This is a genomic window from Brucella sp. RRSP16, assembly GCF_052246815.1.
Lineage (GTDB): Bacteria > Pseudomonadota > Alphaproteobacteria > Rhizobiales > Rhizobiaceae > Brucella > Brucella intermedia.
This window is the reverse complement of record NZ_JBQQAM010000001.1, coordinates 550350-576273: the sequence shown is the minus strand read 5'-3', so window position 1 is coordinate 576273 and position 25924 is coordinate 550350. Positions and strand designations below refer to the sequence as shown.

The window sequence follows — 25924 nt, the reverse complement described above, 5'->3', positions numbered from 1 at the left end:
CCCTACCTTTGTCTTTGGTCAAGATAAGGAGAACATGGCGATGCGTTTCGACGGAAAGGTGGCAATCGTTACCGGTGGGGCAAGCGGCATCGGTGAAGCAACTGCTCGAGCTTTCATTCGCGAGGGAGCGAATGTCGTCATCGCCGATTATTCTGAGCACGGCCAGCAGTTGGCCAATGAGCTTGCCGGCGGCAGCGAGCGGGCATTATTCGTCAAGACCGATGTGGCCGACACAAAAGCCGTGCAGGCGCTGATTGCTAAAACCGTCGAAACCTATGGGCGCCTCGACATCATGTTCGCCAATGCAGGCATCGCCGCAGATGGCCCGATTGATGAACTGGACGAAACTGCATGGCAGAAAACCATCGATATCAATCTTACCGGCGTCTATCTTTGCGATAAATACGCCATCGACCAGATGCGTTCGCAAGGCGGCGGTGTGATCGTGAATTGCGGGTCCATCCATAGTCATGTTGGAAAATCTGGTGTCACGGCTTATGCGGCAGCAAAGGGAGGCGTGAAACTCCTGACGCAGACGCTTGCGATTGATTATGGAGCGCAGAACATTCGGGTAAATGCAGTCTGCCCCGGCTATATCGACACACCGCTGCTCAAGGATATACCCGAAGACAAGAAAGAGGCCCTGGTAGCCTTGCATCCAATTGGCCGGCTCGGACGCGCCGAGGAAGTTGCCAGCGTCGTGCTCTTCCTGGCGAGCGACGAAGCTTCCTTCGTCACCGGTGCGTCCATATTGGTCGATGGCGGCTATACGGCGCAATAAACAGAGCCCCCGAAAATCGGGGCTACATTCAGGCCGTTCCGTATATCTGATCGGCCCGTTTCTCGAAAGCTTCGGAAAACTTCTTGAAAGCTAGATCGAACATGGTTCCCATGAGAAGACCCAGCGTCCGGCTCTTGAACTCGTAATCGATGAAGAACTCGACATCACATTCGCTGCCATCATCCACGGGTTTAAAGGTCCAGCGATTGTCGAGATAGCGAAACGGCCCGTCGAGATATTTCACATCAATGACATTATCCTCAGGCTTCAGCAGTACCTGACTGGTGAATGTCTCGCGTATGAGCTTGTAACCAACCGTCATGTCGGCAATGAGAAGGGCCTTCCCGTCACGCTCCTTGCGGGAGCGAACCGACAAAGCCTCGCACATTGGCAGAAATTCCGGATATTTCTCCACATCCGCTACGAGCCCGAACATCTGCTCTGCCCGGTGATGCACCCGCCTGACGGTTGTAAACTGCGGCATGTCTGATCTCAGGCCCTGGCTGCGATCTGCGCCTCGCGGGCTGCCCTCAGCTTGGCAAAGTCATCGCCAGCATGATGCGACGAGCGGGTCAACGGGCTGGATGCGACCAGCAGGAAGCCCTTCGTCCGGCCAATCGTTTCGAACGACTTGAATTCATCAGGGGTCACGAAGCGAATGACAGGATGATGCTTGCGGGTCGGCTGAAGATACTGACCGATGGTCATGAAGTCCACGTCAGCCGAACGAAGATCATCCATCAGCTGAAGGATTTCATTCCGCTCTTCGCCAAGGCCAACCATAATGCCGGACTTGGTGAAAATGGTTGGATCGAGTTCCTTGACGCGCTGCAGGAGGCGGATCGAATGGAAGTACCGGGCGCCGGGACGAACCTTGAGATACTTCGAAGGAACGGTTTCCAGATTGTGGTTGAAAACGTCAGGACGTGCCTTAACGACGATTTCAAGAGCGCCTTCCTTGCGCAGGAAATCCGGCGTCAGGATTTCGATCGTGGTCGCAGGCGTGGCTTCGCGGATAGCCTGAATAACTTCCGCAAAATGCTGCGCACCACCGTCGGCAAGATCGTCGCGATCCACCGAAGTAATGACCACGTGAGTCAGGCCCATCTGCTTGACGGCCTTCGCGACATTTTCCGGTTCATTCGGATCAAGTGCGGTTGGAATGCCGGTGGAGACATTGCAGAATGCGCAGGCGCGTGTGCAAATCTCGCCCATGATCATGAAGGTGGCGTGCTTCTTTTCCCAGCACTCGCCGATATTCGGGCAACCAGCCTCCTCACAAACCGTAACAAGCTTGTTCGAGCGAACGATATCGCGCGTTTCGCTATAGCCACGCGAGACAGGAGCTTTGACGCGGATCCAGTCCGGCTTCTTCAGGACAACATTGTCCGGACGATGCGCCTTTTCTGGATGCCGTTCGCGCTTGCCTTGGTTCACCAGATCGAGAACTGTAACCATGCTTATCCCTGCCTATCCGGGCCATTTTCAAGAATGGACCTGAAATGCTTTCAAAATTGGGTTCGGTCCTAATCCCTGCCCTCTACCCTGTCAACTTGAGCGATTTGCTACTCATCGCCGCGTCGCCAGTCCGAGAGCGCGGAAGACCAACGCCCATATGAGGCCAAATACCAAACCAGCAGTCCCCAGCGCTAAGGTGAGCATCCACACGCCATACCAGCCGGGCAAGGCCATTCCGTTGATCGATATGGTGTTCCCGCCAAGAACACTCAAGGTGCCGGCTGCGAACCCCAGCACCAGTCCTCCGACGGTGCACCATTTGATGGTGGGCCAGGCGGCACGCCGCCAAGGCCCTCCGTTTTCGATCAGCGGAATGAGCGTCCCTCCATCTTATGCATTCAGCACGCGACCATATGCGTCCAGAACGCTTTCCTTCATCATTTCCGAAAGCGTCGGATGCGGGAAGACCGAATGCATCAGTTCTTCCTCAGTTGTTTCAAGGTTCATGGCGATCACGAACCCCTGGATGAGTTCGGTCACTTCCGCTCCGACCATATGGGCGCCGAGCAGCTGTCCCGTCTTCTTGTCAAAGACGGTCTTGACCAGTCCCTGGTCTTCACCAAGCGCAATCGCCTTGCCGTTTGCGGCAAAGGAATAGCGGCCGACGCGAATATCGTAACCCTTTTCCTTGGCCTTTGCTTCGGTCAGACCAACCGACGCAACCTGCGGATTACAATAGGTGCAGCCCGGAATCATATTCTTTTCGAGCGGATGCACGTTCGGAAGACCGGCAATCTTCTCGATACAGATAACTCCTTCATGCTCAGCCTTGTGTGCAAGCATAGGCGGGCCGGCAACGTCGCCGATAGCATAGATGCCCGCCACATTGGTCTTGCCATAACCGTCGATGACAACGCATCCTCGGTCGGTTTTCACGCCGAGAGCTTCGAGGCCGAGGTTTTCAATATTGCCCTGAACACCAACAGCCGAAATCATGCGGTCAACGGTTAGCGACTGGGTCTTGCCGTCCTTGGTCTCGATGTGAGCGGTCACATTATTTGTGCCCTTCTCCACCTTTGTAACCTTGGCATCGGTAATGATCTTCAGGCCGCGCTTTTCAAGCTGCTTGCGAGCGAGTGCGGAAATTTCCGCATCCTCAACAGGCATGATCTGCGGCATCAACTCCACGACCGTCACGTCGACGCCCATGTCGTTGTAGAAAGAGGCAAACTCGATACCGATTGCACCCGAGCCCATCACAAGCATGGATTTCGGCAGTTCGTGCGGAACCATTGCCTCGAAATAAGTCCAGATCAGCTTGCCGTCCGGCTCGATGCCCGGCAGAGAACGCGGACGCGCGCCGGTCGCGACGATGACATGCTTCGCCTTGTAGCTGCCCTCGCCCAGAACACCCTTGGGAACGGGGTTCTGCGGCTGCATCGGCTGCTTTGACGACTTCCCGACCGAAATCTCGACCGGATTGCTGCCCGAAGCAGCCTTTACCAGCTTTGCCTCACCCCAGATCACATCAATCTTGTTCTTCTTCATCAAGAACCCGACGCCGCCGTTAAGCCGGGCCGAAACACCGCGCGAGCGCTGTACGACAGCCTTCACATCAGGCGTAATCGTACCTTCCAACTTGAGGCCGTAATCCTTGGCATGTTCGCCAAAATGCAGGATTTCCGCCGAGCGCAACAGTGCCTTGGTAGGAATACAGCCCCAGTTGAGGCAAATGCCGCCCAGATGTTCGCGCTCGACGATAGCGGTCTTGAGGCCAAGCTGCGCAGCGCGGATTGCGGTTACATAGCCACCCGGGCCCGAGCCGATAACAATAACGTCGTAAATGTCGGCCATATTGTCCTGCCTTTGCTCAGTTCACTTCTCGGGTGAGCAGCACCCAGTCGTGTCTTTTGTCCTGCCCAATGCGTTCTATCGCTTCGAGCCGCTCAATTTCCTTGAAACCATGGGCGCCGTAAAGGGAGAGCGCCACATCGTTGTGGCTTTCGGTTATCAGGCTGATTCCCGGGTTACCGTTCCGGCGGGCCAGGTCGATTTCATTGGCGACAAGGGCGCGGCCAATTCCTTTGCCGCGAAACTCCCGATAAACGCCAACGCTGTCTAGGAAACGGTTGCCTATCACCTTGCGCTGCAGGTCGATCAACTGATCGAGAACCGGATGCTGCGGCGGGATGTCGTTCAAACTGTCATCGAGTGTGAAGCCGATCGAAAGTCCGGCAATGTCGCCTGCCCATTCGGCAATCGTGGTGCTCTGCCAGCCTTCGGTCCCGTCAGCGCGCATATATTGCCGCCCCCGTTCCATGGCCGTTTCAGTCCGTCCATCGAGAACGGCTCCGTACCAGAGCCATGACGCAAAACCGTGCGACGAGATATCGACAAGAATGGCGATCTCAGCGGCTTCACGGCATTGAGCCGGGCGTAGGTTCAGTTGTCCAGCCATTAAAAACCTCAGGCGTCGAGTTCATTGGAACGCGACGCCCTTGAAGTTGATCGATCAGACCAGCATACCCATCGGGTTTTCGATGTGGCGCTTGAAGGCCTGTGCAAGTTCCGCAGCCAGCGCCCCGTCGACAGCACGGTGGTCGGTTGAAAGGGTTACGGACATAACCGTCGCAACCTTGATTTCACCGTTCTTGACCACTGCACGCTGTTCACCAGCACCGATTGCGAAAATGGTCGCATGCGGCGGATTGATAATAGCGGCAAAATCCTTCACACCGAACATGCCGAGGTTGGAAACGGAGGTCGAACCGCCCTGATATTCCTCAGGCTTGAGCTTGCGATCACGCGCGCGCTTGGCAAGATCCTTCATCTCATTCGAGATGGCGGAAAGAGTCTTCGATTCCGACTGACGCACGATTGGCGTAATCAGACCACCCGGGATCGACACGGCAACACCGACATCCGCACGCTTATGCTTCACCATGCCGCCTTCAGTCCAGGAGACATTGGCTTCAGGAATGTCACGCAGCGCAAGAGCAACAGCCTTGATCACCAGATCGTTGACGGAAAGCTTGTAGGCCGGAACCTCGCCCTTCTCGGTCTTGATCATCGGTGCAGCGGCATTGATCTGCGAACGCAGAGCCAGAAGCGCATCCAGTTCACAATCGATCGTCAGATAGAAATGCGGAACAGTCTGCTTCGATTCCACCAAACGGCGGGCAATCGTCTTGCGCATGCCGTCGTGAGGAACGATTTCGTAGGTGCCTTCCTCAAAGAGCTTGAGAACGGCATCGTCAGACATCGGCTTTGGAGCGGTAGCGGAGACGGCTTCGGCCTTCGGCGCAGCGGCCTTTACGCCACCCGACGTCAGAGCAGCTTCCACATCCCGCTGAACGACACGTCCATGCGGACCGGTGCCCTTCACAGCAGTAATATCGACACCGGATTCCTTGGCAATGCGGCGCGCGAGCGGCGACGCAAACACCCGGTCACCCTTGTTCGCAGCAGCAGGCTGCTCTGCCTTGGCTGGTGCAGGGGCTGTCACAGGAGGGGCAGCTGGCTTTGGCTCTTCCTTCGGAGTTTCGGCCTTTGCTTCAGCCTTAGGGGCAGAAGCTGCACCCTTGGCCGCAGCAGCCACGTCCTCGCCTTCCTCGGCAAGGATGGCGATCAACGCATTGACCTTGACGCCTTCGGAACCTGCGGGAACGACGATCTTGGCAATCGTGCCTTCATCCACGGCTTCCACTTCCATCGTGGCCTTGTCGGTCTCGATTTCAGCGATGACATCGCCAGGAGCGATCTTGTCGCCTTCCTTGACCAGCCATTTCGACAAATTGCCTTCTTCCATCGTCGGAGAAAGCGCTGGCATGGTGATATTGATCGGCATGTCCAGACCCTTTCTGTTTAAGCGGTATAGGTAACGGCTTTCACCGCTTCGACCACTTCTGCGACAGTCGGCAGCGCCAGCTTTTCCAGATTTGCCGCGTAAGGCATCGGAACATCCTTACCGGCAATGGTCAGGATCGGCGCATCGAGATAATCGAAAGCCTGCTGCATGACGCGGGTAGCAATTTCCGTACCCACCGACGACTGCGGGAAACCTTCTTCCACTGTCACCAGTCGGCCAGTCTTCTTGACCGATTCGATGACGGTCGGAATGTCCATCGGACGGATCGTGCGCAGATCGATGATTTCGACATCGATGCCCTGCTCGGCCAGCTCTTCTGCCGCCTTGACGGCATAGGTCATGCCGATACCGAACGAAACGATGGTCGCGTCCTTGCCCTGCTTGTGAATGCGGGCCTTGCCGATCGGCAGAACGAAATCATCAAGCTTCGGCACATCGAAATGGTGACCGTAAAGGATTTCATTTTCGAGGAAGATCACCGGATTCGGATCGCGGATAGCAGCCTTCAGCAAGCCCTTGGCGTCAGCAGCCGTGTACGGCATGACGACCTTCAGACCGGGAATATGGCTGTACCAGGCAGCGTAGCACTGCGAGTGCTGGGCAGCAACGCGCGCAGCCGCACCGGATGGACCGCGGAAGACCATCGGAGCGCCCATCTGCCCACCGGACATATAAAGCGTCTTGGCAGCGGAGTTCACGATCTGGTCAATTGCCTGCATGGCAAAATTGAAAGTCATGAATTCAACGATCGGGCGCAGTCCTGCGAAAGCCGCACCAACACCAACGCCGGCAAAACCGTGCTCGGTAATCGGGGTATCGACAACGCGCTTGGGACCGAACTCATCGAGAAGGCCCTGCGTTACCTTGTAAGCGCCCTGATATTCGGCAACTTCTTCACCCATTACGAAAACGTTCGGGTCACGGCGCATTTCTTCAGCCATCGCATCGCGAAGCGCTTCACGAACCGTGGTGGAGACCATTTCGGTTCCAGCCGGAATGTCTGGATCGGACGCCACTTCGAGCGCGGGAGCCTTGGGCGCAGCCGGAACAGCGTCGGCCTTCTTTTCTTCGGCCTTGGGTTCTTCCTTGGCTTCGGCCTTCGGCGCTTCAGCCTTGGCGGCAGGAGCAGCACCGATATCGGAAGCGCTTTCCCCGTCACCGAGAAGCACGGCAATCGGCGTATTAACCTTCACGCCTTCCGTGCCTTCATCGACAAGGATCTTGCCGATCGTGCCTTCATCGACAGCTTCGACTTCCATCGTCGCCTTGTCGGTTTCAATTTCAGCGATCACATCGCCGGACGTAACCTTGTCGCCTTCTTTCTTCAGCCACTTGGAGAGCTTGCCCTCTTCCATGGTTGGGGAAAGTGCGGGCATGAGAATTTCTACAGGCATGACAACACCTTCCTGGAATTAGAGCAGAATATCCGTGTAGAGCTCGGATGCATCCGGCTCCGGATCGTTTTGAGCGAAATCGGCAGAATCGGCGACAATGTCGCGAACTTCCTTGTCGATTTCCTTCAGCTCTTCCTCGGTTGCCCAACCCTTCTCGATCACACGCTGCTTGACCTGCTCGATCGGATCGTGTTCGGAGCGCATCTTCTGCACTTCTTCCTTCGAGCGATACTTGGCGGGGTCCGACATCGAGTGACCGCGATAGCGATAGGTCTGCATGTCGAGAATGATCGGCCCCTTGCCGGAACGCGTCCATTCTACAGCCAGGTCGGCAGCAGCCTTGACCGCACGAACATCCATACCGTCGACCTGGATGCCCGGAATATTGAAAGAGAGACCGCGCTTCGAGAAATCGGTTTCTGCGGACGAGCGCGAAACCGATGTACCCATGGCGTAGCGGTTGTTCTCGATGATGTAGACCACCGGCAGCTTCCACAGCGATGCCATGTTGAAGCTTTCGTAGACCTGCCCCTGATTGGAAGCGCCGTCGCCGAAATAGGTCAGCGTGACATTGTCGTTGTCGCGGTAACGATTCGCGAAAGCCAGACCCGTGCCGAGCGAAACCTGTGCACCGACGATACCGTGACCACCGTAGAAATGCTTCTCTTTGGAGAACATGTGCATGGAGCCACCCTTGCCCTTGGAAAGGCCGCTGCGGCGTCCGGTCAGTTCGGCCATGACGCCGCGCGCGCTCATGCCCGCTGCAAGCATATGACCATGATCGCGATAGGCGGTGATAACCTGATCACCTTCCTTCAGCGCCATCTGCATTCCAACCACCACGGCCTCCTGGCCGATGTAGAGATGGCAGAAACCGCCAATGAAGCCCATGCCGTAAAGCTGGCCGGCCTTTTCTTCGAAACGCCGGATCAACAGCATTTCGCGATAAGCGTCCAACTCCTGCTTCTTGTCGAAGTTCGCAGGTGCAGGTGCCTTGGGTGCAGTTACAGAAGACGCCTGCGCTTTGTTAGCAGGCGCCTTTTTAGCCCTCGGTGCCATTTCTCGCTCCCTAAATTGTCGTTCTATTGTGACGTTATACGGGCGCACCACAAGATACAATATGCGCCCAGAGCATAGCTGCTATGTCGCCAAACCCTTAAAAACATATCACAAAAAGACAATTAACCGGATTTCAGTTAATTCGATCGATCTTCCCGGGAAGTGATAATTGTCACTTCATCGGGATGGGAGAGATTAAGCGCCCTGCGGGCCTGCTCGTCAAGCATATCCTTTTCGATGGAACCGTCACGTAAAAGTGTGACTCGCTTTTCAAGAGCGTTGCGATCGGCAGTTACCTGTTCGAGCTGCTTGGCCAGAAGGCTTTTCTGCTCTTCCAGCTGAATACGGGAATAAAGACCGAACTCGCCATGATAAGCGTGAAAGCCAAAGTAGCTCAGAAACGCAGCCGTCAGGATAGGCAATACAAAACGCCCACGGATCGATTTACGCTTCTGCTTGGTCCACATTTCGGCTTCCTTCCCGGATATTCGGAGCCACGGCGAATCCTGCGAAAGGCAGCATTCCGAATTCCACCATCAAGCATTATTTTGCTTAACAGAGATTTACCAAGGACCCTCGCTACGGCCAGTGGGGCAGCGTTTTTGTTGTATGCTCAAGAAGCGGAAAGACGCGGAGCGGCCAGAATAGGAAAGCGGCTCGCCGTCAGAACAAACCGCTTCCTCGTTTTCATAGAAAGTCTTTAATCTGATCAGACATCAACGATGGTGGAAAAGCCGCCATATATCATGCGCTTGCCATCAAATGGCATCTGGTCGCCCATTGCTTTCATGCGCGGGTCACTCATCATCTTGCTGTTTGCAGCATCGCGCGTTGCCTTGTCGGGATATTCGAACCAGGAGAACACAACCTCCTCGTCGGCTTCAGCCTTAACAGCACGTCGAAAATCGGTGACCTTGCCATCCGGCACATCGTCTCCCCATGCTTCGACCATGCGCGTTACGCCGAATTCCTTGAACAATACAGCCGCTTCGGCGGCATGTTTGCGATAGAGTTCCTTGTTCGCCTTGGGGACCGCGACAACAAATCCTTCAATATAAGCCATCTTCTCTCTCCCGTTGCTAGCTCCGCCCACGGCTCGGTTACCAGAATTGCAAGCCGTTCCCTCATCAGCTTGAGCACCAATGCAATAATATTGATATCAATATAACTGCATTGGGTCAAATACCCGATATCCGGATCAAATAGAGCCAAAACGAAAAAAGGCGGACCGAAGCCCGCCCATTGTATGATTCGTTGCGAAAAATTAGAGGAATTTCAGGGCGTTGCGACCAGCATAACGCGCCTGCTTGCCAAGCTCTTCCTCGATGCGGATAAGCTGGTTGTACTTTGCAGTACGGTCCGAGCGAGCCAGAGAGCCGGTCTTGATCTGTCCGCAGTTGGTGGCAACCGCGAGATCGGCAATGGTTGAGTCCTCGGTTTCACCTGAACGGTGCGACATGACAGCAGTGTAGCCGGCCTTGTGAGCGGTTTCGACAGCATCAAGCGTTTCGGACAGCGAGCCGATCTGGTTGACCTTCACGAGAATCGAGTTGGCGACGCCCATGCGGATACCGTCGCGAAGCCGGGCCGAATTGGTGACGAAGAGATCATCGCCAACGAGCTGGCACTTGTTGCCGATCAGATCGGTCAGATATTTCCAGCCTTCCCAGTCGTCTTCAGCCATACCGTCTTCGATGGTGACGATAGGATAGTCACTGGCGAGCTTGGCGAGATACTTGGCTTGAGCCTTTGGATCGCGCGTCTTCCGTTCGCCTTCATAGACGTAGTTGCCATCCTTGAAGAACTCGGTTGCCGCGCAATCGAGGCCAAGAGCGATATCTTCACCCGGCTTGAAGCCAGCCTTCTCAATCGACTCCATGATGAAATCGAGGGCAGCCTGGGCATTCTTCAGATTCGGAGCAAATCCGCCTTCATCGCCGACATTGGTGTTGTGACCGGCATCCTTGAGGCGCTTCTTGAGCGTGTGGAAAACTTCCGAACCATAACGAACAGCTTCACGAACGGACGAAGCGCCGACCGGAAGAATCATGAATTCCTGGAAATCGATCGGATTGTCGGCATGTGCGCCGCCATTGATGATGTTCATCATGGGAACCGGCAGGACATGGGCGTTTGCGCCGCCGACGTAGCGGTAAAGCGGCAAACCGGCTGCCTGGGCTGCAGCCTTGGCAACGGCAAGCGAAACACCCAGAATTGCATTGGCGCCGAGATTGCCCTTGTTGGCCGAGCCGTCGAGCTCGATCATCGTCTGGTCGATAAGCAGCTGGCTTTCTGCGTCCATGCCGGCAATCGCGTCGAAAATCTTGCCGTTGACCGCTTCAACGGCCTTTTCCACGCCCTTCCCAAGATAGCGGCCGCCACCGTCGCGCAATTCTACGGCTTCATGTGCGCCAGTCGATGCGCCGGACGGAACCGCCGCGCGTCCGAAAGAGCCATCTTCAAGCACAACGTCCACTTCGACGGTCGGGTTGCCGCGGCTGTCGAGAATTTCGCGACCGACGATGTCGATGATTGCAGTCATAGGAACCAGTCCTTCCCTATAGATTGCCCCGCCATATGCGCGAGGCGCTTAACAAATCCGATGCGGCCATTTCTTAGCGCATAATCCCGAAACTTTGCAGACATTTCAGAAAAGATTATCCACCGGGCCGGTTTCTAAGCCTTAGCGAAACAAAAGGCGGAGGAAAATCCCCCGCCTTTCTAAATTCTCCGAGAACTGTTTAAAGCCCCTTCGCGATACGATCGAAAGCCATGAGCTTTTCGAGCAGTGCGGGCATCTTATCCACCGGCACCATGTTGGGACCATCGGAGGGCGCGTTATCGGGGTCCTGATGCGTTTCGATGAACAGCCCCGCGACGCCAACAGCAACGGCCGCGCGCGAAAGTGTTTCAACAAACTCGCGCTGTCCGCCCGACGAACCGCCCTGCCCGCCTGGCTGCTGGACCGAGTGAGTCGCATCGAACACAACCGGCGAACCAAGGGCAGCCATGATCGGCAAGGAACGCATATCGGAAACAAGCGTATTATAGCCGAAAGAAACGCCGCGTTCTGTCGCCAGTACATTCGGATTGCCGCTTTCCGTGATCTTGGAAAGAACATTCTTCATGTCCCACGGCGCCAGAAACTGGCCCTTCTTTACGTTCACGACGCGTCCAGTCTTTGCCGCAGCGATCAGCAGATCGGTCTGGCGGCAGAGGAATGCTGGGATTTGCAGGACATCAACCACGGGAGCAACTTCAGCACATTGCCCTTCCGTATGGATATCGGTCAGTACTGGAAAACCGAATTCTTTCTTGAGGTCGGCAAAGACTTCGAGCGCCTTTTCGAGACCAATACCGCGCTCTGCCTTCAAGGAGGTGCGATTAGCCTTGTCGAAGCTCGACTTGTAGACGAGACCGATGCCGAGTTTGTCGGTCATTTCCTTGAGACGTCCTGCCATCTCGAAAGCGTGTTCACGCGTTTCCATCTGGCATGGACCTGCGATCAGGGCAAATGGCGCACTGTTTGAAAAAGTAACGTTTCCGATTTTTACGGATGAATTGGCAGTGGCCATAACGTGAACCTCAATATTGGATGCTTTCCGGCATCTTATCTGGCGTAAAGGCAGGTTGAAAACAAGACCGCATCCTGAATGCCGAAACGAAAACGCGCCCCGAAAGGCGCGTTAGAGTTTTAGACCAGACGGCTCTGCTCGATTGCCGCTTCGATAAAGGAAGCGAAGAGCGGATGTGGTTCGAACGGCCGGGATTTCAGTTCGGGATGGTACTGAACACCGATAAACCAAGGATGGTCAGGATATTCAACTGTTTCAGGCAGAACACCATCCGGCGACATGCCTGCAAAGTTCAACCCGGCAGTTTCCAGACGTTCCTTGTAGTCAATATTGACTTCATAGCGATGACGATGGCGCTCGGAAATATCGGTCGAGCCATAGATTTCCGCGATCTTTGAGCCCGGCTTCAATGCTGCTTCATATGCGCCAAGGCGCATCGTACCGCCAAGGTCGCCCGCCGCTGCACGCTTTTCAAGCATATTGCCCCTCAGCCACTCGGTCATCAGGCCAACAACCGGCTCCTTGGTCGGACCAAACTCGGTCGAAGAGGCGTTTTCGATGCCAACGAGATTACGCGCAGCCTCAATGCAGGCCATCTGCATACCAAAGCAGATGCCGAAGTAAGGAACCTTGCGTTCGCGAGCAAACTTCGCCGCCAGTATCTTGCCTTCCGCACCACGCTCGCCGAAACCGCCAGGCACCAGAATGCCATGAACCTTTTCCAGATATGGAGCCGGGTCTTCACTTTCGAAGACTTCCGCCTCAATCCAGTCGAGGTTGACCTTCACCTTATTGGCGAGACCACCGTGATAAAGCGCTTCGATCAGCGACTTATACGCATCCTTGAGACCCGTATATTTGCCGACAATGGCAATGGTCACTTCGCCTTCCGGATTGTGAAGCCGGTTGGAAACTTCTTCCCAGCGATCCATGCGTGGCTTTGGAGCCGGATCGATACCGAATGCAGACAGGACTTCCGAATCAAGACCTTCCTTATGATAGGCAATCGGAACGTCATAGATCGTGGCCACGTCGAGCGCCTGAATGACCGCGCTTTCGCGGACATTACAGAACAATGAAAGCTTGCGCCGTTCCGATTCCGGAATCTCGCGATCAGCACGAACCAGAAGGATATCCGGAGCAATGCCGATAGAGCGCAGCTCCTTGACCGAATGCTGGGTCGGCTTGGTCTTCAGTTCGCCCGCAGCTGGAATATAAGGCATCAGGGTCAGGTGGATATAAACCGCTGTTCCGCGTGGCAGTTCATTGCCGAGCTGTCGGATTGCTTCGAGGAACGGCATGGCTTCGATGTCGCCAACCGTGCCGCCGATTTCGCAAAGCACGAAATCGTAATCTTCGTTGCCTTCAAGGACGAAGTTCTTGATCTCGTCGGTCACATGCGGAATGACCTGAACCGTCGCGCCAAGATAATCGCCGCGGCGTTCCTTTTCGATGATGTTGCGGTAGATACGGCCGGTCGTGATATTGTCCTGCTGGTTGGCAGGACGACCGGTGAACCGCTCGTAATGGCCCAGATCAAGGTCGGTTTCGGCACCATCGTCAGTAACGAACACCTCACCATGCTGGTAAGGCGACATAGTGCCGGGATCGACATTCAGATAAGGGTCGAGTTTACGGATACGCACGCGGTAACCACGTGCCTGAAGGAGTGCAGCCAGAGCTGCGGCAGCTATGCCTTTTCCAAGGGAAGAAACCACGCCGCCAGTGATGAATACATATCGCGCCATGGGCTTATCTCGTTAGACTTTCTTGATTGATTCCGCCACAAAAAAATGCACCCCGGTGGTGTTTTTTCACCGGAGCCAGGCGGTAATCGTCGTTGCACAAAGAAAAACCGGAGCCAGAAACCCCGGAGCGAATACGCTTGTACTCTCTAGCGCCCATCTTCACATAAAGCCATGTCGAAGCTCGAAATCCACAGCTTCCGAAATGATGAATGCGCAAAAGAAAAGGCCGAGCCCGAAGCCCGGCCACTTTCACATAGTCAATTGCAGATCAGAGAACAACCACTTCGGTGCCAAGTCCGACGCGCTCATATAGATCCATCACATCCTCGTTGATCATGCGGAAGCAGCCGTTCGAAGCCGAGCTTCCAATGGTCCAGGGCTGCACAGTGCCGTGAATGCGGATATAGGTATCCTTGTTTCCCTGGAACAGGTAGAGGGCGCGGGAACCAAGCGGGTTGCCCGGACCACCATCCATCCCGTTCTTGAAGCGACCATAGTGGGCGGGATCGCGCTCGATCATTTCCTTGGTCGGAATCCAGCGCGGCCACTCACGCTTCGCGTTGATTGTTCCGGTGCCCTTGAACTCCAGCCCCTGCTTGCCGACAGCAATGCCATAGCGGCGAGCCGTCGACGACGTTTCAACGAGATAAAGGAAACGCTGTTTCGGGTCGATCACGATCGTGCCGGGCTTATAGCCGGTGAATGCTACTTCCTGCGCCCGGAACTTGGGATCAATGTTGTACTTGTTGGCTTTAACCGCATTGCCGTTCTTGGAAGCCTTTTTCTTCTTCGGCTTTTCGGGATTGGCCTTGGTGTCGCTTGAAAGCGCTACCTGCTGAACGGATGCGGCAGCTTCGTTGAGCTGCGCTTCAGCGCTTACCGGCGAAGCTGCAAATGCCGGAGCAGTCGCCCCAATGCAGAGACTTGCAATACCTGCCATCAGAATACGGCGTGAAAACATGTTCGGTTCCCGAAAAATCAAGCACAAGGGAGAAACGCCTGCCGCATTAATTGCGACCAGACTTTCGCCCTGCTTACTGCAAAGCGATCCGGTTCTCAATTCGCTGCCACCGTTCTGCAATGCGATTCGGCGCAGCCTATTGCCTAGCTGCAACACTTTGCGGCTTGGTGGTTAACAAAAAGAAAACCGGCCACAAGGGCCGGTTTCCGCATTCAATTCACGCTGCGCGTTTTATTGCGAGCTTGGAACCGGATTGGCCGGGGTTTCCGGAACAGCCGGAGCCTGTGGCTGCGCGGCATCAGGCTGCGTTGCCGGCGCACCGGCGCCTGGAGCCGCAGGTGCTGCCTGATTTGCGTCCGGGCGTGAAGACTCACCGCCCAGCTGGTTAAGAATACCGCCGCCGTTTCCACCAGCCGGGGCCGTCTGGCTACCGGTTGCTGCCGGAATACGGTTGAGGATGTCGGTAGGCTTTTCCCCGTAGCGAGCCATGATGCCGAGGATAAGCGACGTGGCGAAGAAACCAATCGCAAGAATGGCCGTCGTGCGGGTCAGCGCGTTCGCAGCACCGCGAGCCGTCATGAACCCCGAACCACCGCCAATGCCAAGGCCGCCGCCTTCCGAGCGCTGGATGAGCACAACGCCGACAAGCGCCAGCACGATCAACAAGTGAATGACAATGAGTACGGTCTGCATGGGTTACGGTCTTTACATCCCTAAAACTAGAGCGGCTCTTTACACGCTATTGTCCGATAATCCAAGCCCCGAGACCAAGATAGACAGACGTGAGACGCCGGTTACAAATTACGATAGGTTTCGCATATGGCGAGAAAATCGTTAGCCTTCAAGCTCGCACCGCCGACAAGCGCGCCGTCCACATCCGCGACGCCAAGCAATTCCAATGCATTTGAAGGCTTGACCGAACCGCCATACAGCAACCGAAGATGGGCACCTTTCGCGCCGAAACGTTCAATCAGTTGCTCACGCATGAAAGCATGCGCAGCGCGCACGTCCTGCACCGTCGGTGTCAGGCCTGTGCCAATTGCCCAGACTGGCTCATAGGCGATGATGGTATTCTCCGCATTGACACCGTCGGGCAAGGAACCGGCAAGCTGCTCGCCGATTACATCCAGCGTGCGCTCTGCTTTGCGTTCATCGGCAGTCTCGCCCACGCACACGATGGCGATCAGTCCCGCGGCCCAGGCGGCTTCGGTCTTGGCGCGAACGACCTCATTGCTTTCGTAATGGTCAGTTCGGCGCTCGGAATGTCCGATAATGACATGTGTGGCGCCTGCTTCCCTAAGCATCTCGGCCGAGACATCGCCCGTATGCGCGCCAGACACTTTATGGTGGGAATCCTGACCACCGAGACCAACGGTCTCACCTTCGAGCGTTTCCGCCGCGCGGGAAAGAAGCGTCGCAGGCACGCAGATCACTGCATCAAGCTTGCGGCCGAGATCAGAGCTCAGGCCGGCAGCAATCGCACGCAGTTCGGTCAGGGATTCTCCCGTTCCATTCATCTTCCAGTTGCCAGCAACCAGCGGACGGATTCCCGGAGTCATTTCATTCTCCTCGCCTGTTCGAAACAGCAGGCGTGATCACGCGCCTTGAAAGCGGATCAGCGCCAAAATTTGCCACTGACTAAGCGTATTCGTGCCGCAATGCAAATGTTCTTAGGTTCCTACTTGCAATGAGACCTTGCATATAGGGCTGGCTTAAGGTTATCCCCTGACTGGCTCTATCCATAATAGCCGAGCTTCGTTTTGTTCTTGAAGGGTTTCCAATGCTCGACAGCCTGCGTTCCGCCGCTCAATCCTGGGTCGCCAAACTTCTGCTTGGCCTGCTTGTACTGAGCTTTGCGATCTGGGGCATCTCCGATGTCTTTCGCGGCGGCCTGTCAGGCAATGCCGCTTTGACGGCCGGGGGCTCTGAAGTCAGCGCCACTGATTATCGCTTTGCCTATGAGCAGCAGATGATGCGTCTGTCCCAGCAGTTCCGCCAGCGCCTGACGCGCGAACAGGCAAAAACGCTCGGCGTCGAAAACCAGGTGCTTGCCCAACTCGCAGCCGGTGTAGTTCTAGATGAAGGCGCGCGCAACATGCAGCTTGGCCTTTCCAAGGACGGAATTGCGCGACTGACGGGTGAGGATCCGGCTTTCCATGATGCAAGCGGCAACTTCAATCGCGCTCAGTTCGACGCAGTTCTTCGTCAATCGGGCATTCGTGCGCAGGACTATCTCGACAACCGCGCCAAAGTCGCCCGCCGCCAGCAGATCGTGGAAGCTGCCACGGATGGCATCAAGCTACCGAATGCAGCGTTGAAGGCGTTGGCTCTGTATCAGGGTGAAACTCGCAGCGTCGACTATGTTACCATTCAGGCGGAAAAAGCCGATGCCGTCCCCGCGCCATCCGACGATGCGCTCAAGACCTATTTCGAAGCGCGCAAAGACGAGTACAAGGCGCCGGAATACCGTAAGATAACCTATGTGAAGCTGGAGCCGGCTGACATTGCCGATCCGTCCGCCGTCACGCAGGAAGAAATCAGCGAGTATTATGAGAAGAACAAGGATCGCTTCGGTACAATCGAAAAGCGCGCCATCGAGCAGTTGAACTTTGCCGATGACGCAGCGGCTGAAGCTGCCCAACAGAAAATTGCCACTGGAACGAGCTTCGTTGACATCGGTAAGGAACAGGGCAAAACCGAAGACGACCTGAAGCTCGGCACCTTCGAAAAATCCGCTATTCCCGACCAGGCCGTGGCCGATGCAGCATTTGCGCTGGCGGAGAATGGTGTTAGCCCAGTCGTAAAGGGAAGCTTCGGTCCCGTCATCCTGCGCGTAACGCAGATCGAACCGGCTCATGTAAAGCCGCTGACCGAAGTCGAAGGCGAAATTCGCACCACCCTTGCGAACAATATCGCAGCGAGCAGCATCAGCGGAATTCATGACTCCTACGAGCAGGAACGCTCCGATGGCGCATCCATGGCAGATGTGGCTAAGAAACTGAGCCTGAAAACTGTCACCGTCGAAGCCGTTGACGCCGAAGGCAACGATCCTTCCGGCAATCCTGTCCAGCTGCCGAACTCGGAAGCACTCCTTGCAGCAGCCTTTCAGGCCGATCAGGGTTTTGACAACGACGCCCTGACCATGGGCAATGTCGGCTATCTCTGGTATCAGGTCGATGGGATCACCCCGGCCCGTGACCGTATGCTTGATGAAGTCAAGGATAAGGTTGTGGCTGCCTGGAAGGGAGAAGAGGCCGTTAAGCGCCTCAACCAGCGTGTGGAAGAATTGAAGAAGCGTCTCGATGGCGGCGCGACACTCGACACGATCGCTTCCGAACTGGGTGTCGAAAAGCAAACCAAGCGCGGTGTTGTCCGCACCACCAATGATGCCGATATCGGAACCGCTGCCGCAGCGCAGATTTTCCGCGGAGCAAATGGCTTCACCGGCAGCGCTGCCGCACCTTCGGATGATGCCCAGATCCTGTTCAAGGTTACGGAAGTAACCGAACCTGCCGCAGCTGGCCCGGAAGCCATTCCGGAACAGCAGCAGAAATATCTGGCGACCTCACTCTCGGATGACATCCTTGAACAGCTCGTCGGTGAATTGCAGAAGCAGTACCCCGTTAAGATAAATCAGACCGTCATCAACAACGCTTTGGCGTTTTAGGGACGGTGGGCATCCAAAATGGCTGATCTAAAACCCTATATTGCGAAAGCTGCTGCTGGAGAGCCGCTTTCGCTGGAAGATTCCAGGGCCGCCTTCGACATCATGATGTCTGGCCAAGCAACGCCATCGCAGATAGGTGGATTGCTGATGGCGTTGCGTGTACGCGGTGAAACAGTACCGGAGATCGCTGGGGCCGTCGCCTCCATGCGCTCCCGCATGCTTGGAGTCTCCGCTCCCGACAATGCAATCGATATCGTCGGAACCGGCGGTGACCAGTCCGGCTCCTACAATGTTTCAAGCTGCTCGGCGTTTGTCGTGGCTGGCGCCGGCGTCCCTGTGGCCAAGCATGGCAACCGGGCCCTCTCCTCTCGCTCAGGTGCCGCCGATGCGCTCGCCGCGCTCGGCATCAATATCGAAGCCGATGCAAACACGATCGGCCGCAGCATCACCGAAGCTGGCCTTGGCTTCATGTTTGCGCCGATGCACCATTCCGCCATGCGCCATGTCGGCCCTTCACGGGTCGAACTCGGCACGCGTACCATCTTCAATCTGCTTGGACCTCTTTCCAATCCGGCCAGCGTCAAGCGTCAGCTCGTCGGAGTGTTCGCGCCTCAATGGCTCGTACCTTTGGCCGAAGTGCTCAAGGAACTGGGTTCCGAAGCGGCATGGGTTGTCTACGGCGATGGTCTCGACGAAATGACCACCACAGGCACGACGCAGATTGCGGCTCTTGAGAAGGATCAAATCCGTACTTTTGAAATCACGCCGGAAGAAGTCGGGCTTCGCCGTTGCGATCCTGCGGAACTGAAAGGCGGCGAGGCTGCCGTGAACGCGAAGGCTCTGCTAGGTGTACTTGAAGGCGATAAAAACGCCTATCGAGACATCGTGTTGCTCAATTCGGGCGCGGCGCTCGTCATTGCTGGCAAGGCGAAAGATTTGAAAGAAGGCATCGAACTGGCGGCGCAATCCATCGATAGCGGTGCCGCACTTGGTGTTTTGCAGAAGGTGATTGCCGTTTCAAACGACAACACCGCCTGACGGAAAGGATCAAGCTATGTCTACCGATATTCTGCGCAAGATTGAGGCTTACAAACGCGACGAAATCGCCGCCGCCAAGGCCGAGCGTAGCGTGGCAGATCTGAAAGCACGCGCTCAGGATCAGGAAACACCGCGCGGTTTTCTCAAGGCATTGGAAGCGAAACGCGCGGCTGGGGAATTCGCCCTGATAGCCGAAATCAAGAAGGCGAGCCCTTCGAAAGGCCTTATTCGTCCTGATTTCGACCCGCCCATCCTTGCACAGGCCTACGAGGCTGGTGGCGCGGCGTGTCTTTCCGTGCTGACCGACGCGCCATCCTTCAAGGAGCGCCAGAATTTCTGACGGCGTCCCGCAACGCATGTAGCCTGCCGGCACTTCGCAAAGACTTTTTGTTCGATACCTATCAGGTGCATGAAGCCCGCAGCTGGGGCGCTGACTGCATTCTGATTATCCTGGCCAGCGTCGATGACGATCTGGCGAAAGCGCTCGAAGAAACCGCTTTCGAGCTCGGAATGGATGCTCTCATCGAAGTGCACGACGAGGCCGAGATGGAACGCGCACTCAAACTGTCGTCGCGTCTGCTCGGGGTCAACAACCGCAATTTGCGTACATTCGAGGTCGATCTCGCCGTTTCCGAACGCCTGTCGAAAATGGCTCCCTCCGACCGTTTGCTGGTTGGGGAAAGCGGCATCTTCACACACGAAGATTGTCTGCGGCTGGAAAAGTCGGGGATCGGGACGTTCCTCATCGGGGAAAGCCTGATGCGCAAGGCAGATGTTGCAGCGGCGACCCGCGAACTTCTGACCGGCAAGGCCTGACCGATGGTCTCCAAACTCACCCATATCGACCAGAGTGGCGCTGCCAACATGGTAGATGTTGGGAGCAAGGACGAGACAGACCGTCAAGCTGTGGCCGAAGGATCGGTCATAATGAAGCCGGAAACGCTGGCGCTCATTCTGGAAGGCAATGCGGCCAAGGGGGATGTCATCGGCACTGCGCGTCTGGCAGGCATCATGGCAGCGAAAAAGACCTCGGACCTTATTCCCCTCTGCCATCCATTGATGCTGACCAAAGTCGCGGTCGAAATCGAACCGGATCGCACTTTGCCCGGCCTGCGCGTTCGTGCGCTCGCCAGGCTGAAGGGACGCACCGGCGTGGAAATGGAAGCGCTCACCGCCGTTTCAGTTACTTGCCTCACGATCTATGATATGGCCAAAGCGGTCGACAAGCATATGGAGATCGGCGGCATTCGCGTTATCGAAAAGAGCGGCGGCAAATCAGGCGACTGGACGGCATAAACCGCTTTTTCCAGATATGCTGCTGACTTTGCTTTGGATCAATTCTGCCAATCGTTTTTTATGGTTTAGACGGGGCAGAAATTCAGTTCGAGAGGAAACGCCATGTCCCTTCTCCCGGTCGATGAAGCACTGGCCCGCATTCTGAAGTCGGCGGAACCGCGCGGCACTGAGCAGATCGCTTTGTCAGATGCTGGTGGGCGTGTCGTTGCAACACCCGTGCTGGCACATTTTCTGCAGCCGCCTTTTGACGGTTCGGCGATGGACGGCTATGCCCTGATCGCGCCGGACAACATCTCCTATCCTGCCGAGTTCGATATCATCGGCCAGTCGGCAGCGGGCAATCGCTTCGAAGGCGAATTGAGAAGCGGACAGGCAGTCCGCATTTTCACCGGCGCGCCGCTTCCCAACGGTACGGACACAATCGTCATTCAGGAGCACACCGAGCGCTCAGGCAACCGGCTGATCGTCCATAAAGGCATGGAACCGGGACGGCATATACGCCGCGCAGGCCTGGACTTTTCGCCGGGCAACATAGTCATTTCATCAGGCCGTGAACTGGATGCTGCTGCACTGTCGCTGGCAGCTGCCAGCGGCAATGCGAAAATCGACGTATTCAAAAAGCCCACGGTAGCCATTATCGCCACCGGCGACGAGCTTGTTGCTCCGGGCGAGATACCCGGAAAAGACCAGATCGTTGCATCGAACAGTGTTGGAATTGCCGAGATCGTAAGACGAGCCGGCGGGACTTCTCAAGATAAGGGGATCATTCCCGATGATCCCGCTAAAATAGAGCAGGCAATAGAAGATAGCCTGCAAAGCGGCGTCGACGTTCTGGTCACAATCGGCGGAGCTTCGGTCGGTGACAGGGACTTTGTCCATGGCGCGCTGCAGAAACTGGGCGTCGACCTCGATTTCTGGAAGATCGCCATGCGGCCCGGCAAACCGCTGATGCATGGACGGATCGAGGTGAATGGCAAGATCGTCCATATTATCGGCTTGCCGGGCAATCCTGTTTCCAGCCTGGTGTGCAGCCTTGTTTTTCTCCGGCCGCTTGTCGCGAAGCTTGCCGGCACCAGCCTTGACGCCGACATCCGTCCGGCAAAGCTGGGTGTTGCCCTGCCAGCTAACGATCATCGCCGCGACTATATCCGGGCGACCCTCGAATCAGGACCGGATGGAACGCTGGTCGCGTCGCCTTTCCCGGTGCAGGATTCGTCCATGCTGTCGGCCCTCGTCCGCTCAAAAGCGCTTATCATCAGGGGTGAGAACGCTCCCGCTGCCGCTAGTGGCGATGATTGCCGAGTTCTGATGCTATAGCGGCAACGCCTCATCCGAACATGAGGAATTCGCCCTAAGCCCCGGTGGGATATATATTATTCAGAATGTCGTCCCACCCACTCCGGTGGCAGAAATGCAGCGCCGGAACATCCCATCTTTCCTTGTTTTGAGCATTAACGATTTTAAAACCATTGCAGAACAAGACTGGAACATATAGTGTTCGTTCTGGTTTTGTTTTTCTCGATTCCTGGCCGGGAGGGTGTCGCGCATGTTGACCCGTAAGCAGCACGAGCTTCTGCTGTTCATTCACGAACGTCTGAAGGAAACGGGCATTCCTCCCTCTTTCGACGAGATGAAGGAAGCGCTCGATCTGGCTTCAAAATCGGGTATCCATCGTCTGATCACTGCTCTGGAGGAGCGTGGCTTTATCCGCCGCCTGCCCAACAGGGCGCGTGCGCTTGAGGTGTTGCGGTTGCCGGATTCAATCGCTCCTGGGCTCAATGCCCAAAAGAAGTTCGCTCCCAGCGTGATCGAAGGTAGTCTTGGCAAAGCGCCGCCCCCCCCTCCACCGGCTCGCCCTGCCCCGGTAGCTACCAATGACGACACGTCGGCTACGGTATCCGTACCGGTCATGGGACGAATAGCTGCGGGTGTGCCGATCTCCGCCATTCAAAATCAGACCCACTCCCTCAGTCTCCCGCCAGAAATGATCGGCGCGGGCGAGCATTACGCGCTTGAGGTCAAAGGGGACTCAATGATCGATGCCGGAATTTTCGACGGAGACACGGTAATCATCAAACGCGGAGATTCCGCAAATCCCGGTGAGATCGTGGTAGCTCTGGTCGATGATGAAGAAGCAACCTTGAAGCGCTTTCGCCGTAAGGGTGCCTCCATCGCTCTGGAAGCGGCAAATCCCGCTTATGAAACGAGGATATTCGGCCCTGACCGTGTTCGCGTACAGGGGAAGCTCGTCGGTCTCATCCGCCGTTACTAGAGCACGTCTTCCGAAAGCGGGAACCGGTTTCGGGTGATGCGCGTGACAAAACTAGAACGAGCGGTTTGGATTGAATAGAGCGAGAGACCGCTCGAGATCAATTGCAGCGCGTTGTAGCGTCGGCCGCTTCTGATGAACAGTTTGCTACGTTTCGAGTGGAACCGGATTTGGGCTTGTATTCTCGTTCGGGCAAGCCGCGTGCCGCGCGCGAATGAATGCGATGCAAATGCCAGGGACGGCTTGGAGCATCCACAGCGTATGTAATTCGGTCGTCCGGACGCAAATCAGGTGTCGGCTGCTTCTTGTCGAGCCTCGCAGTTTCATGCGATTTTCCCGTTGCCGCTTTGGGAGAGCGGCTTTCATCGCGTTGTTGTCCAAGTCTGATTTCTACGGCTCCTTTCAGCGCCAGATCGCGTTTACTGATGCTGGTAGTCGTTGAGCGACGACATGTTGCATCCTTGCCCGGAACAGCCAGGATGACCACATCCCCGATATTGCAGGCAATTTCCTGCATTGCCGGTTCTGCAGTATAGGCAAGCGTGCGACCATCAGGCAGGGTAATCGTGCACACTCCCTCAACACACTCGAAACCATCGGACGCGGCCAGCTTTCCTTTTTTAACCGAAAGCGGGGGAATCATTTCCTTGACCAGATAGGCAGTTTTCCAATTGTCGATCGTAAACTGGGAAGGTCGATTTCGATTAACCGCAAACCTTCCGTCCTCCAATCGGACGCCTACCAGCTTGGCATCTTCGGATACGACGATATCGGGAAAAGGCTCCCTTATAAAAACCATCAGGCCGAGGACGACAAATGGGAGCGCCAGTACCTTCAGTCTGGTGGAAAGCACAACCGCCAGAACCAGCGCAATGGTCCAGAAAACAAGAGTAAGCGCGGGCATGGTTCCTGGATTACCATCCGGCGACCAGGCCGCGACGAAGGCAGCAATGTGCCTTACCGCGAAAATGCCCCAGCCCATTATTTGCAAAGGCACCCAGTCAAGCTGCAAAGGCATCAGCACCAGGCCGAAAACAGCAAACGGCATCACAAGCAAGGCTATTGCGGGTTCAGCAAGCACATTTCCCACCAATCCCAATGGCGCTGTGTTGTTGAAATGATAGGCGGCGAAAATGCCGCTCGCCAACCCGGCAATGAGCGAGGTGCCTGCCGCTGCCGCGACTAGCTTTAATATCCGCCCAACAAAGCCGTCTCTGGACCTCCTAAGCTTCTCTGCGCCGACACGCCTGTTCGCATTGCTTTCGCTCCACCAGGCATAACCGGCGATCAACGCAGCGGTTGCAGAGAACGACATCTGAAAACTCGGCCCCAAAATCTCATGCGGCGAAAGAGCAATCATCGCGAGCGCCGCTATGGCCAGATTGCGCATGCTGATGGCAGCGCGATCGACCAGTAATGCTCCAAGCATAATCGCAATCATTACATAGCTTCGTTGCGCAGCAACGTCCGCACCGGACATGGCAAGGTAGAAGGTACAGCTTAGCAGGGAGAAAAAAGCCGCGTATTTCTTCACCGGGTGCCGGACGCTGAAAGCGGGAAACAGCGCGAAGGCGGACCGTAGCGTCAACATGACGACGCCAGCGGCGAGCGCCATATGCAAACCCGAGATTGAAAGAATATGTGCGAGCCCTGCCTTGCGCAGATCGTCGTTGGTTTGCTCGCTGATCCCGGCGCGGGTGCCTGCCACCAGCGCCGAAGCGACGCTACCATCCTCCCCTCCAACCACTTCCTCAATCCGTTCAGAAACCCGGACCCGTAGCATGGCGATCCACTGGGACATTTCCGCTGTCAGTTCATCCGGCGGGGGAACAATCGCTAATTTGGGCGTCCCGAGAAAGAACCCGTTGGCGCCAATGCCATTGAAATATGCGTGAAAAGAGAAATCGTAGTTTCCGGGGCGGACGGGGCCAGACGGGATGCGCAATCGCGCAAAACCGGACAATCCGCTGCCAATCGCTGTTGTCGCCGGTATATCTCTGGCATTGATGCGAACGCGCTTCGGCGGAAAGCGAAGTTTGGGGCGCTCGGTTTGAAGCACCTCAAGTGTTATCCGCCAGCTGCCATTATCCTGATATTCAAGCGCAACGACTCGGCCCGTCACACGCGTCGCTACGTCTGAGCCCAACATCGCCGTTGCACGACGTTCCGTCTCCCATTTGCCGACCATAAGCCCCCCGATCAGAGCGATGGCCAAGGTCGTGCCCTGGGCAACCGCGAACTGCTTGCGCGTCGCAATTCGCAAGCTGAAGGCAATCGCGAGCATGGACAGAAGCGGAGTCCACGCAGGTTCGAATGAAAGCGTGAAATAGATTATCGCGCCAATACCGGCAAAAACCGGAAGCAGGAGGAAGAATGCGCCGCGTCCGGCTTCCGTTTCCACCGCAGCCTTGATCTGGCTGCCTGCGACCGAAGTTATAGACAAAAGCCGTTCACGCAGGCTCAATACCGAAGGCTTGACGGGTGGTAAGTCTACTTCGAATTCACCTGGAGGCGAAGTCTCCGGAAATAAGGCGCGCAGCGAACCATCAGGCATGCTTCTGACAAGCGCCCGTTCGTTTACATCGCTCGCTTCCCTGATGCCCGTCATGCCCCCGCCTGACCGCAAAAGTTGGCCTAAGCCGCCAAAGTACCCCGAAAGAACAACGGCTCATCGGTGCGAAAGGGTTGCGAAGCCCTTGCGCACGTTGCTGCCTATGCTACATGAACCGCAGCCGAAATCGAGTGAGTTCGTACAAAGAACCGCGATTACCTGCCGAGTTGCTCGTGCAGGCATTGGAATTCAAGTTCGC

At 56.1% G+C, this 25924-nt stretch carries 22 protein-coding genes and 1 pseudogene; 7 read left to right on the top strand and 16 right to left on the bottom strand.

What is annotated here, in order from left to right; all coding sequences use genetic code 11:
* Positions 1 to 40: 40 nt before the first annotated feature.
* The gene (locus tag ACS5UA_RS02755; RefSeq protein WP_021585212.1) at positions 41 to 781 is read left to right on the top strand and encodes an SDR family NAD(P)-dependent oxidoreductase; all 741 of its coding nucleotides are present in this window, start codon (positions 41 to 43) and stop codon (positions 779 to 781) included.
* A gap of 28 nt (positions 782 to 809) precedes the next feature.
* Here ACS5UA_RS02755 and ACS5UA_RS02750 read toward each other — a convergent pair whose 3' ends face one another.
* The 15 genes from ACS5UA_RS02750 to tpiA all read right to left on the bottom strand — a co-directional run bounded on the left by ACS5UA_RS02750 (position 810) and on the right by tpiA (position 16403).
* Positions 810 to 1265, bottom strand: coding sequence for a type II toxin-antitoxin system RatA family toxin (locus tag ACS5UA_RS02750; RefSeq protein ID WP_025089505.1), 456 nt, complete (start codon positions 1263 to 1265; stop codon positions 810 to 812).
* 8 nt (positions 1266 to 1273) lie between these two features.
* Positions 1274 to 2239 carry a lipoyl synthase gene (lipA, locus tag ACS5UA_RS02745; protein ID WP_006470529.1) on the bottom strand — a complete coding sequence of 322 codons (966 nt, stop codon included), beginning with the start codon at positions 2237 to 2239 and terminating at the stop codon, positions 1274 to 1276.
* 390 nt (positions 2240 to 2629) lie between these two features.
* Complete coding sequence (gene lpdA / locus ACS5UA_RS02740; protein ID WP_021585215.1) at positions 2630 to 4093, bottom strand: dihydrolipoyl dehydrogenase; 1464 nt, start codon at positions 4091 to 4093, stop codon at positions 2630 to 2632.
* A gap of 16 nt (positions 4094 to 4109) precedes the next feature.
* On the bottom strand, positions 4110 to 4697 hold the full coding sequence (locus tag ACS5UA_RS02735) for a GNAT family N-acetyltransferase (protein WP_021585216.1): 588 nt from the start codon (positions 4695 to 4697) through the stop codon (positions 4110 to 4112).
* Between the two features lie 54 nt (positions 4698 to 4751).
* Positions 4752 to 6047, bottom strand: a complete 1296-nt coding sequence (locus ACS5UA_RS02730) for a pyruvate dehydrogenase complex dihydrolipoamide acetyltransferase (protein ID WP_376780789.1) — start codon at positions 6045 to 6047, stop codon at positions 4752 to 4754.
* Between the two features lie 56 nt (positions 6048 to 6103).
* On the bottom strand, positions 6104 to 7501 hold the full coding sequence (locus ACS5UA_RS02725; protein ID WP_021585218.1) for a pyruvate dehydrogenase complex E1 component subunit beta: 1398 nt from the start codon (positions 7499 to 7501) through the stop codon (positions 6104 to 6106).
* Between the two features lie 18 nt (positions 7502 to 7519).
* Positions 7520 to 8560, bottom strand: a complete 1041-nt coding sequence (gene pdhA, locus ACS5UA_RS02720; RefSeq protein ID WP_006470533.1) for a pyruvate dehydrogenase (acetyl-transferring) E1 component subunit alpha — start codon at positions 8558 to 8560, stop codon at positions 7520 to 7522.
* A gap of 137 nt (positions 8561 to 8697) precedes the next feature.
* Positions 8698 to 9027 (bottom strand): FtsB family cell division protein, encoded by a 330-nt coding sequence (locus ACS5UA_RS02715; protein WP_021585219.1) that lies wholly within the window; start codon positions 9025 to 9027, stop codon positions 8698 to 8700.
* Between the two features lie 242 nt (positions 9028 to 9269).
* Entirely contained in the window at positions 9270 to 9623 is a 354-nt protein-coding gene (locus tag ACS5UA_RS02710) for a DUF1428 domain-containing protein (RefSeq protein ID WP_021585220.1), read from the bottom strand.
* Positions 9624 to 9824: 201 nt separating this feature from the next.
* Positions 9825 to 11102, bottom strand: a complete 1278-nt coding sequence (gene eno / locus ACS5UA_RS02705) for a phosphopyruvate hydratase (RefSeq protein WP_021585221.1) — start codon at positions 11100 to 11102, stop codon at positions 9825 to 9827.
* A gap of 199 nt (positions 11103 to 11301) precedes the next feature.
* Positions 11302 to 12135: a 3-deoxy-8-phosphooctulonate synthase gene (kdsA, locus tag ACS5UA_RS02700; RefSeq protein ID WP_021585222.1), complete on the bottom strand. Its 834-nt coding sequence runs from the start codon at positions 12133 to 12135 to the stop codon at positions 11302 to 11304.
* Positions 12136 to 12254: 119 nt separating this feature from the next.
* The gene (locus ACS5UA_RS02695; RefSeq protein WP_006466926.1) at positions 12255 to 13883 is read right to left on the bottom strand and encodes a CTP synthase; all 1629 of its coding nucleotides are present in this window, start codon (positions 13881 to 13883) and stop codon (positions 12255 to 12257) included.
* A gap of 268 nt (positions 13884 to 14151) precedes the next feature.
* Positions 14152 to 14844: a L,D-transpeptidase gene (locus tag ACS5UA_RS02690; protein ID WP_006470535.1), complete on the bottom strand. Its 693-nt coding sequence runs from the start codon at positions 14842 to 14844 to the stop codon at positions 14152 to 14154.
* Between the two features lie 231 nt (positions 14845 to 15075).
* Positions 15076 to 15537 carry a preprotein translocase subunit SecG gene (gene secG / locus ACS5UA_RS02685; RefSeq protein WP_021585223.1) on the bottom strand — a complete coding sequence of 154 codons (462 nt, stop codon included), beginning with the start codon at positions 15535 to 15537 and terminating at the stop codon, positions 15076 to 15078.
* Between the two features lie 101 nt (positions 15538 to 15638).
* On the bottom strand, positions 15639 to 16403 hold the full coding sequence (gene tpiA / locus ACS5UA_RS02680; protein ID WP_021585224.1) for a triose-phosphate isomerase: 765 nt from the start codon (positions 16401 to 16403) through the stop codon (positions 15639 to 15641).
* Positions 16404 to 16624: 221 nt separating this feature from the next.
* On the opposite strand from tpiA, the gene ACS5UA_RS02675 reads away from it, so the two are divergent.
* From ACS5UA_RS02675 to lexA, 6 genes and pseudogenes are all read left to right on the top strand, one after another.
* Positions 16625 to 18511: a peptidyl-prolyl cis-trans isomerase gene (locus tag ACS5UA_RS02675; protein WP_021585225.1), complete on the top strand. Its 1887-nt coding sequence runs from the start codon at positions 16625 to 16627 to the stop codon at positions 18509 to 18511.
* Between the two features lie 18 nt (positions 18512 to 18529).
* On the top strand, positions 18530 to 19549 hold the full coding sequence (trpD, locus tag ACS5UA_RS02670; protein ID WP_021585226.1) for an anthranilate phosphoribosyltransferase: 1020 nt from the start codon (positions 18530 to 18532) through the stop codon (positions 19547 to 19549).
* Positions 19550 to 19565: 16 nt separating this feature from the next.
* A pseudogene (gene trpC, locus ACS5UA_RS02665) lies at positions 19566 to 20365 on the top strand (indole-3-glycerol phosphate synthase TrpC).
* Between the two features lie 3 nt (positions 20366 to 20368).
* The gene (gene moaC, locus ACS5UA_RS02660; protein ID WP_021585228.1) at positions 20369 to 20845 is read left to right on the top strand and encodes a cyclic pyranopterin monophosphate synthase MoaC; all 477 of its coding nucleotides are present in this window, start codon (positions 20369 to 20371) and stop codon (positions 20843 to 20845) included.
* A gap of 102 nt (positions 20846 to 20947) precedes the next feature.
* Positions 20948 to 22162 (top strand): molybdopterin molybdotransferase MoeA, encoded by a 1215-nt coding sequence (locus ACS5UA_RS02655; protein WP_021585229.1) that lies wholly within the window; start codon positions 20948 to 20950, stop codon positions 22160 to 22162.
* 229 nt (positions 22163 to 22391) lie between these two features.
* Complete coding sequence (lexA, locus tag ACS5UA_RS02650) at positions 22392 to 23117, top strand: transcriptional repressor LexA (protein ID WP_006470537.1); 726 nt, start codon at positions 22392 to 22394, stop codon at positions 23115 to 23117.
* Between the two features lie 97 nt (positions 23118 to 23214).
* On the opposite strand, the gene ACS5UA_RS02645 is transcribed toward lexA, so the two are convergent.
* Entirely contained in the window at positions 23215 to 25722 is a 2508-nt protein-coding gene (locus ACS5UA_RS02645; RefSeq protein WP_443101128.1) for a ComEC/Rec2 family competence protein, read from the bottom strand.
* Positions 25723 to 25924 lie beyond the last annotated feature (202 nt).

Excerpts from the sequence above, each read along its gene's own strand:
- ACS5UA_RS02755 (WP_021585212.1), top strand. The coding sequence starts at position 41 with ATGCGTTTCGACGGAAAGGTGGCAATCGTTACCGGTGGGGCAAGCGGC.
- trpD (WP_021585226.1), top strand. The coding sequence starts at position 18,530 with ATGGCTGATCTAAAACCCTATATTGCGAAAGCTGCTGCTGGAGAGCCG.
- ACS5UA_RS02710 (WP_021585220.1), bottom strand. The coding sequence starts at position 9,623 with ATGGCTTATATTGAAGGATTTGTTGTCGCGGTCCCCAAGGCGAACAAG.
- tpiA (WP_021585224.1), bottom strand. The coding sequence starts at position 16,403 with ATGACTCCGGGAATCCGTCCGCTGGTTGCTGGCAACTGGAAGATGAAT.
- ACS5UA_RS02725 (WP_021585218.1), bottom strand. The coding sequence starts at position 7,501 with ATGCCTGTAGAAATTCTCATGCCCGCACTTTCCCCAACCATGGAAGAG.
- lipA (WP_006470529.1), bottom strand. The coding sequence starts at position 2,239 with ATGGTTACAGTTCTCGATCTGGTGAACCAAGGCAAGCGCGAACGGCAT.
- ACS5UA_RS02645 (WP_443101128.1), bottom strand. The coding sequence starts at position 25,722 with ATGACGGGCATCAGGGAAGCGAGCGATGTAAACGAACGGGCGCTTGTC.
- ACS5UA_RS02750 (WP_025089505.1), bottom strand. The coding sequence starts at position 1,265 with ATGCCGCAGTTTACAACCGTCAGGCGGGTGCATCACCGGGCAGAGCAG.
- kdsA (WP_021585222.1), bottom strand. The coding sequence starts at position 12,135 with ATGGCCACTGCCAATTCATCCGTAAAAATCGGAAACGTTACTTTTTCA.
- ACS5UA_RS02730 (WP_376780789.1), bottom strand. The coding sequence starts at position 6,047 with ATGGAAGAAGGCAATTTGTCGAAATGGCTGGTCAAGGAAGGCGACAAG.
- lexA (WP_006470537.1), top strand. The coding sequence starts at position 22,392 with ATGTTGACCCGTAAGCAGCACGAGCTTCTGCTGTTCATTCACGAACGT.
- pdhA (WP_006470533.1), bottom strand. The coding sequence starts at position 8,560 with ATGGCACCGAGGGCTAAAAAGGCGCCTGCTAACAAAGCGCAGGCGTCT.
- ACS5UA_RS02690 (WP_006470535.1), bottom strand. The coding sequence starts at position 14,844 with ATGTTTTCACGCCGTATTCTGATGGCAGGTATTGCAAGTCTCTGCATT.
- ACS5UA_RS02675 (WP_021585225.1), top strand. The coding sequence starts at position 16,625 with ATGCTCGACAGCCTGCGTTCCGCCGCTCAATCCTGGGTCGCCAAACTT.
- eno (WP_021585221.1), bottom strand. The coding sequence starts at position 11,102 with ATGACTGCAATCATCGACATCGTCGGTCGCGAAATTCTCGACAGCCGC.
- ACS5UA_RS02695 (WP_006466926.1), bottom strand. The coding sequence starts at position 13,883 with ATGGCGCGATATGTATTCATCACTGGCGGCGTGGTTTCTTCCCTTGGA.
- secG (WP_021585223.1), bottom strand. The coding sequence starts at position 15,537 with ATGCAGACCGTACTCATTGTCATTCACTTGTTGATCGTGCTGGCGCTT.
- ACS5UA_RS02735 (WP_021585216.1), bottom strand. The coding sequence starts at position 4,697 with ATGGCTGGACAACTGAACCTACGCCCGGCTCAATGCCGTGAAGCCGCT.
- ACS5UA_RS02655 (WP_021585229.1), top strand. The coding sequence starts at position 20,948 with ATGTCCCTTCTCCCGGTCGATGAAGCACTGGCCCGCATTCTGAAGTCG.
- ACS5UA_RS02715 (WP_021585219.1), bottom strand. The coding sequence starts at position 9,027 with ATGTGGACCAAGCAGAAGCGTAAATCGATCCGTGGGCGTTTTGTATTG.
- lpdA (WP_021585215.1), bottom strand. The coding sequence starts at position 4,093 with ATGGCCGACATTTACGACGTTATTGTTATCGGCTCGGGCCCGGGTGGC.
- moaC (WP_021585228.1), top strand. The coding sequence starts at position 20,369 with ATGGTCTCCAAACTCACCCATATCGACCAGAGTGGCGCTGCCAACATG.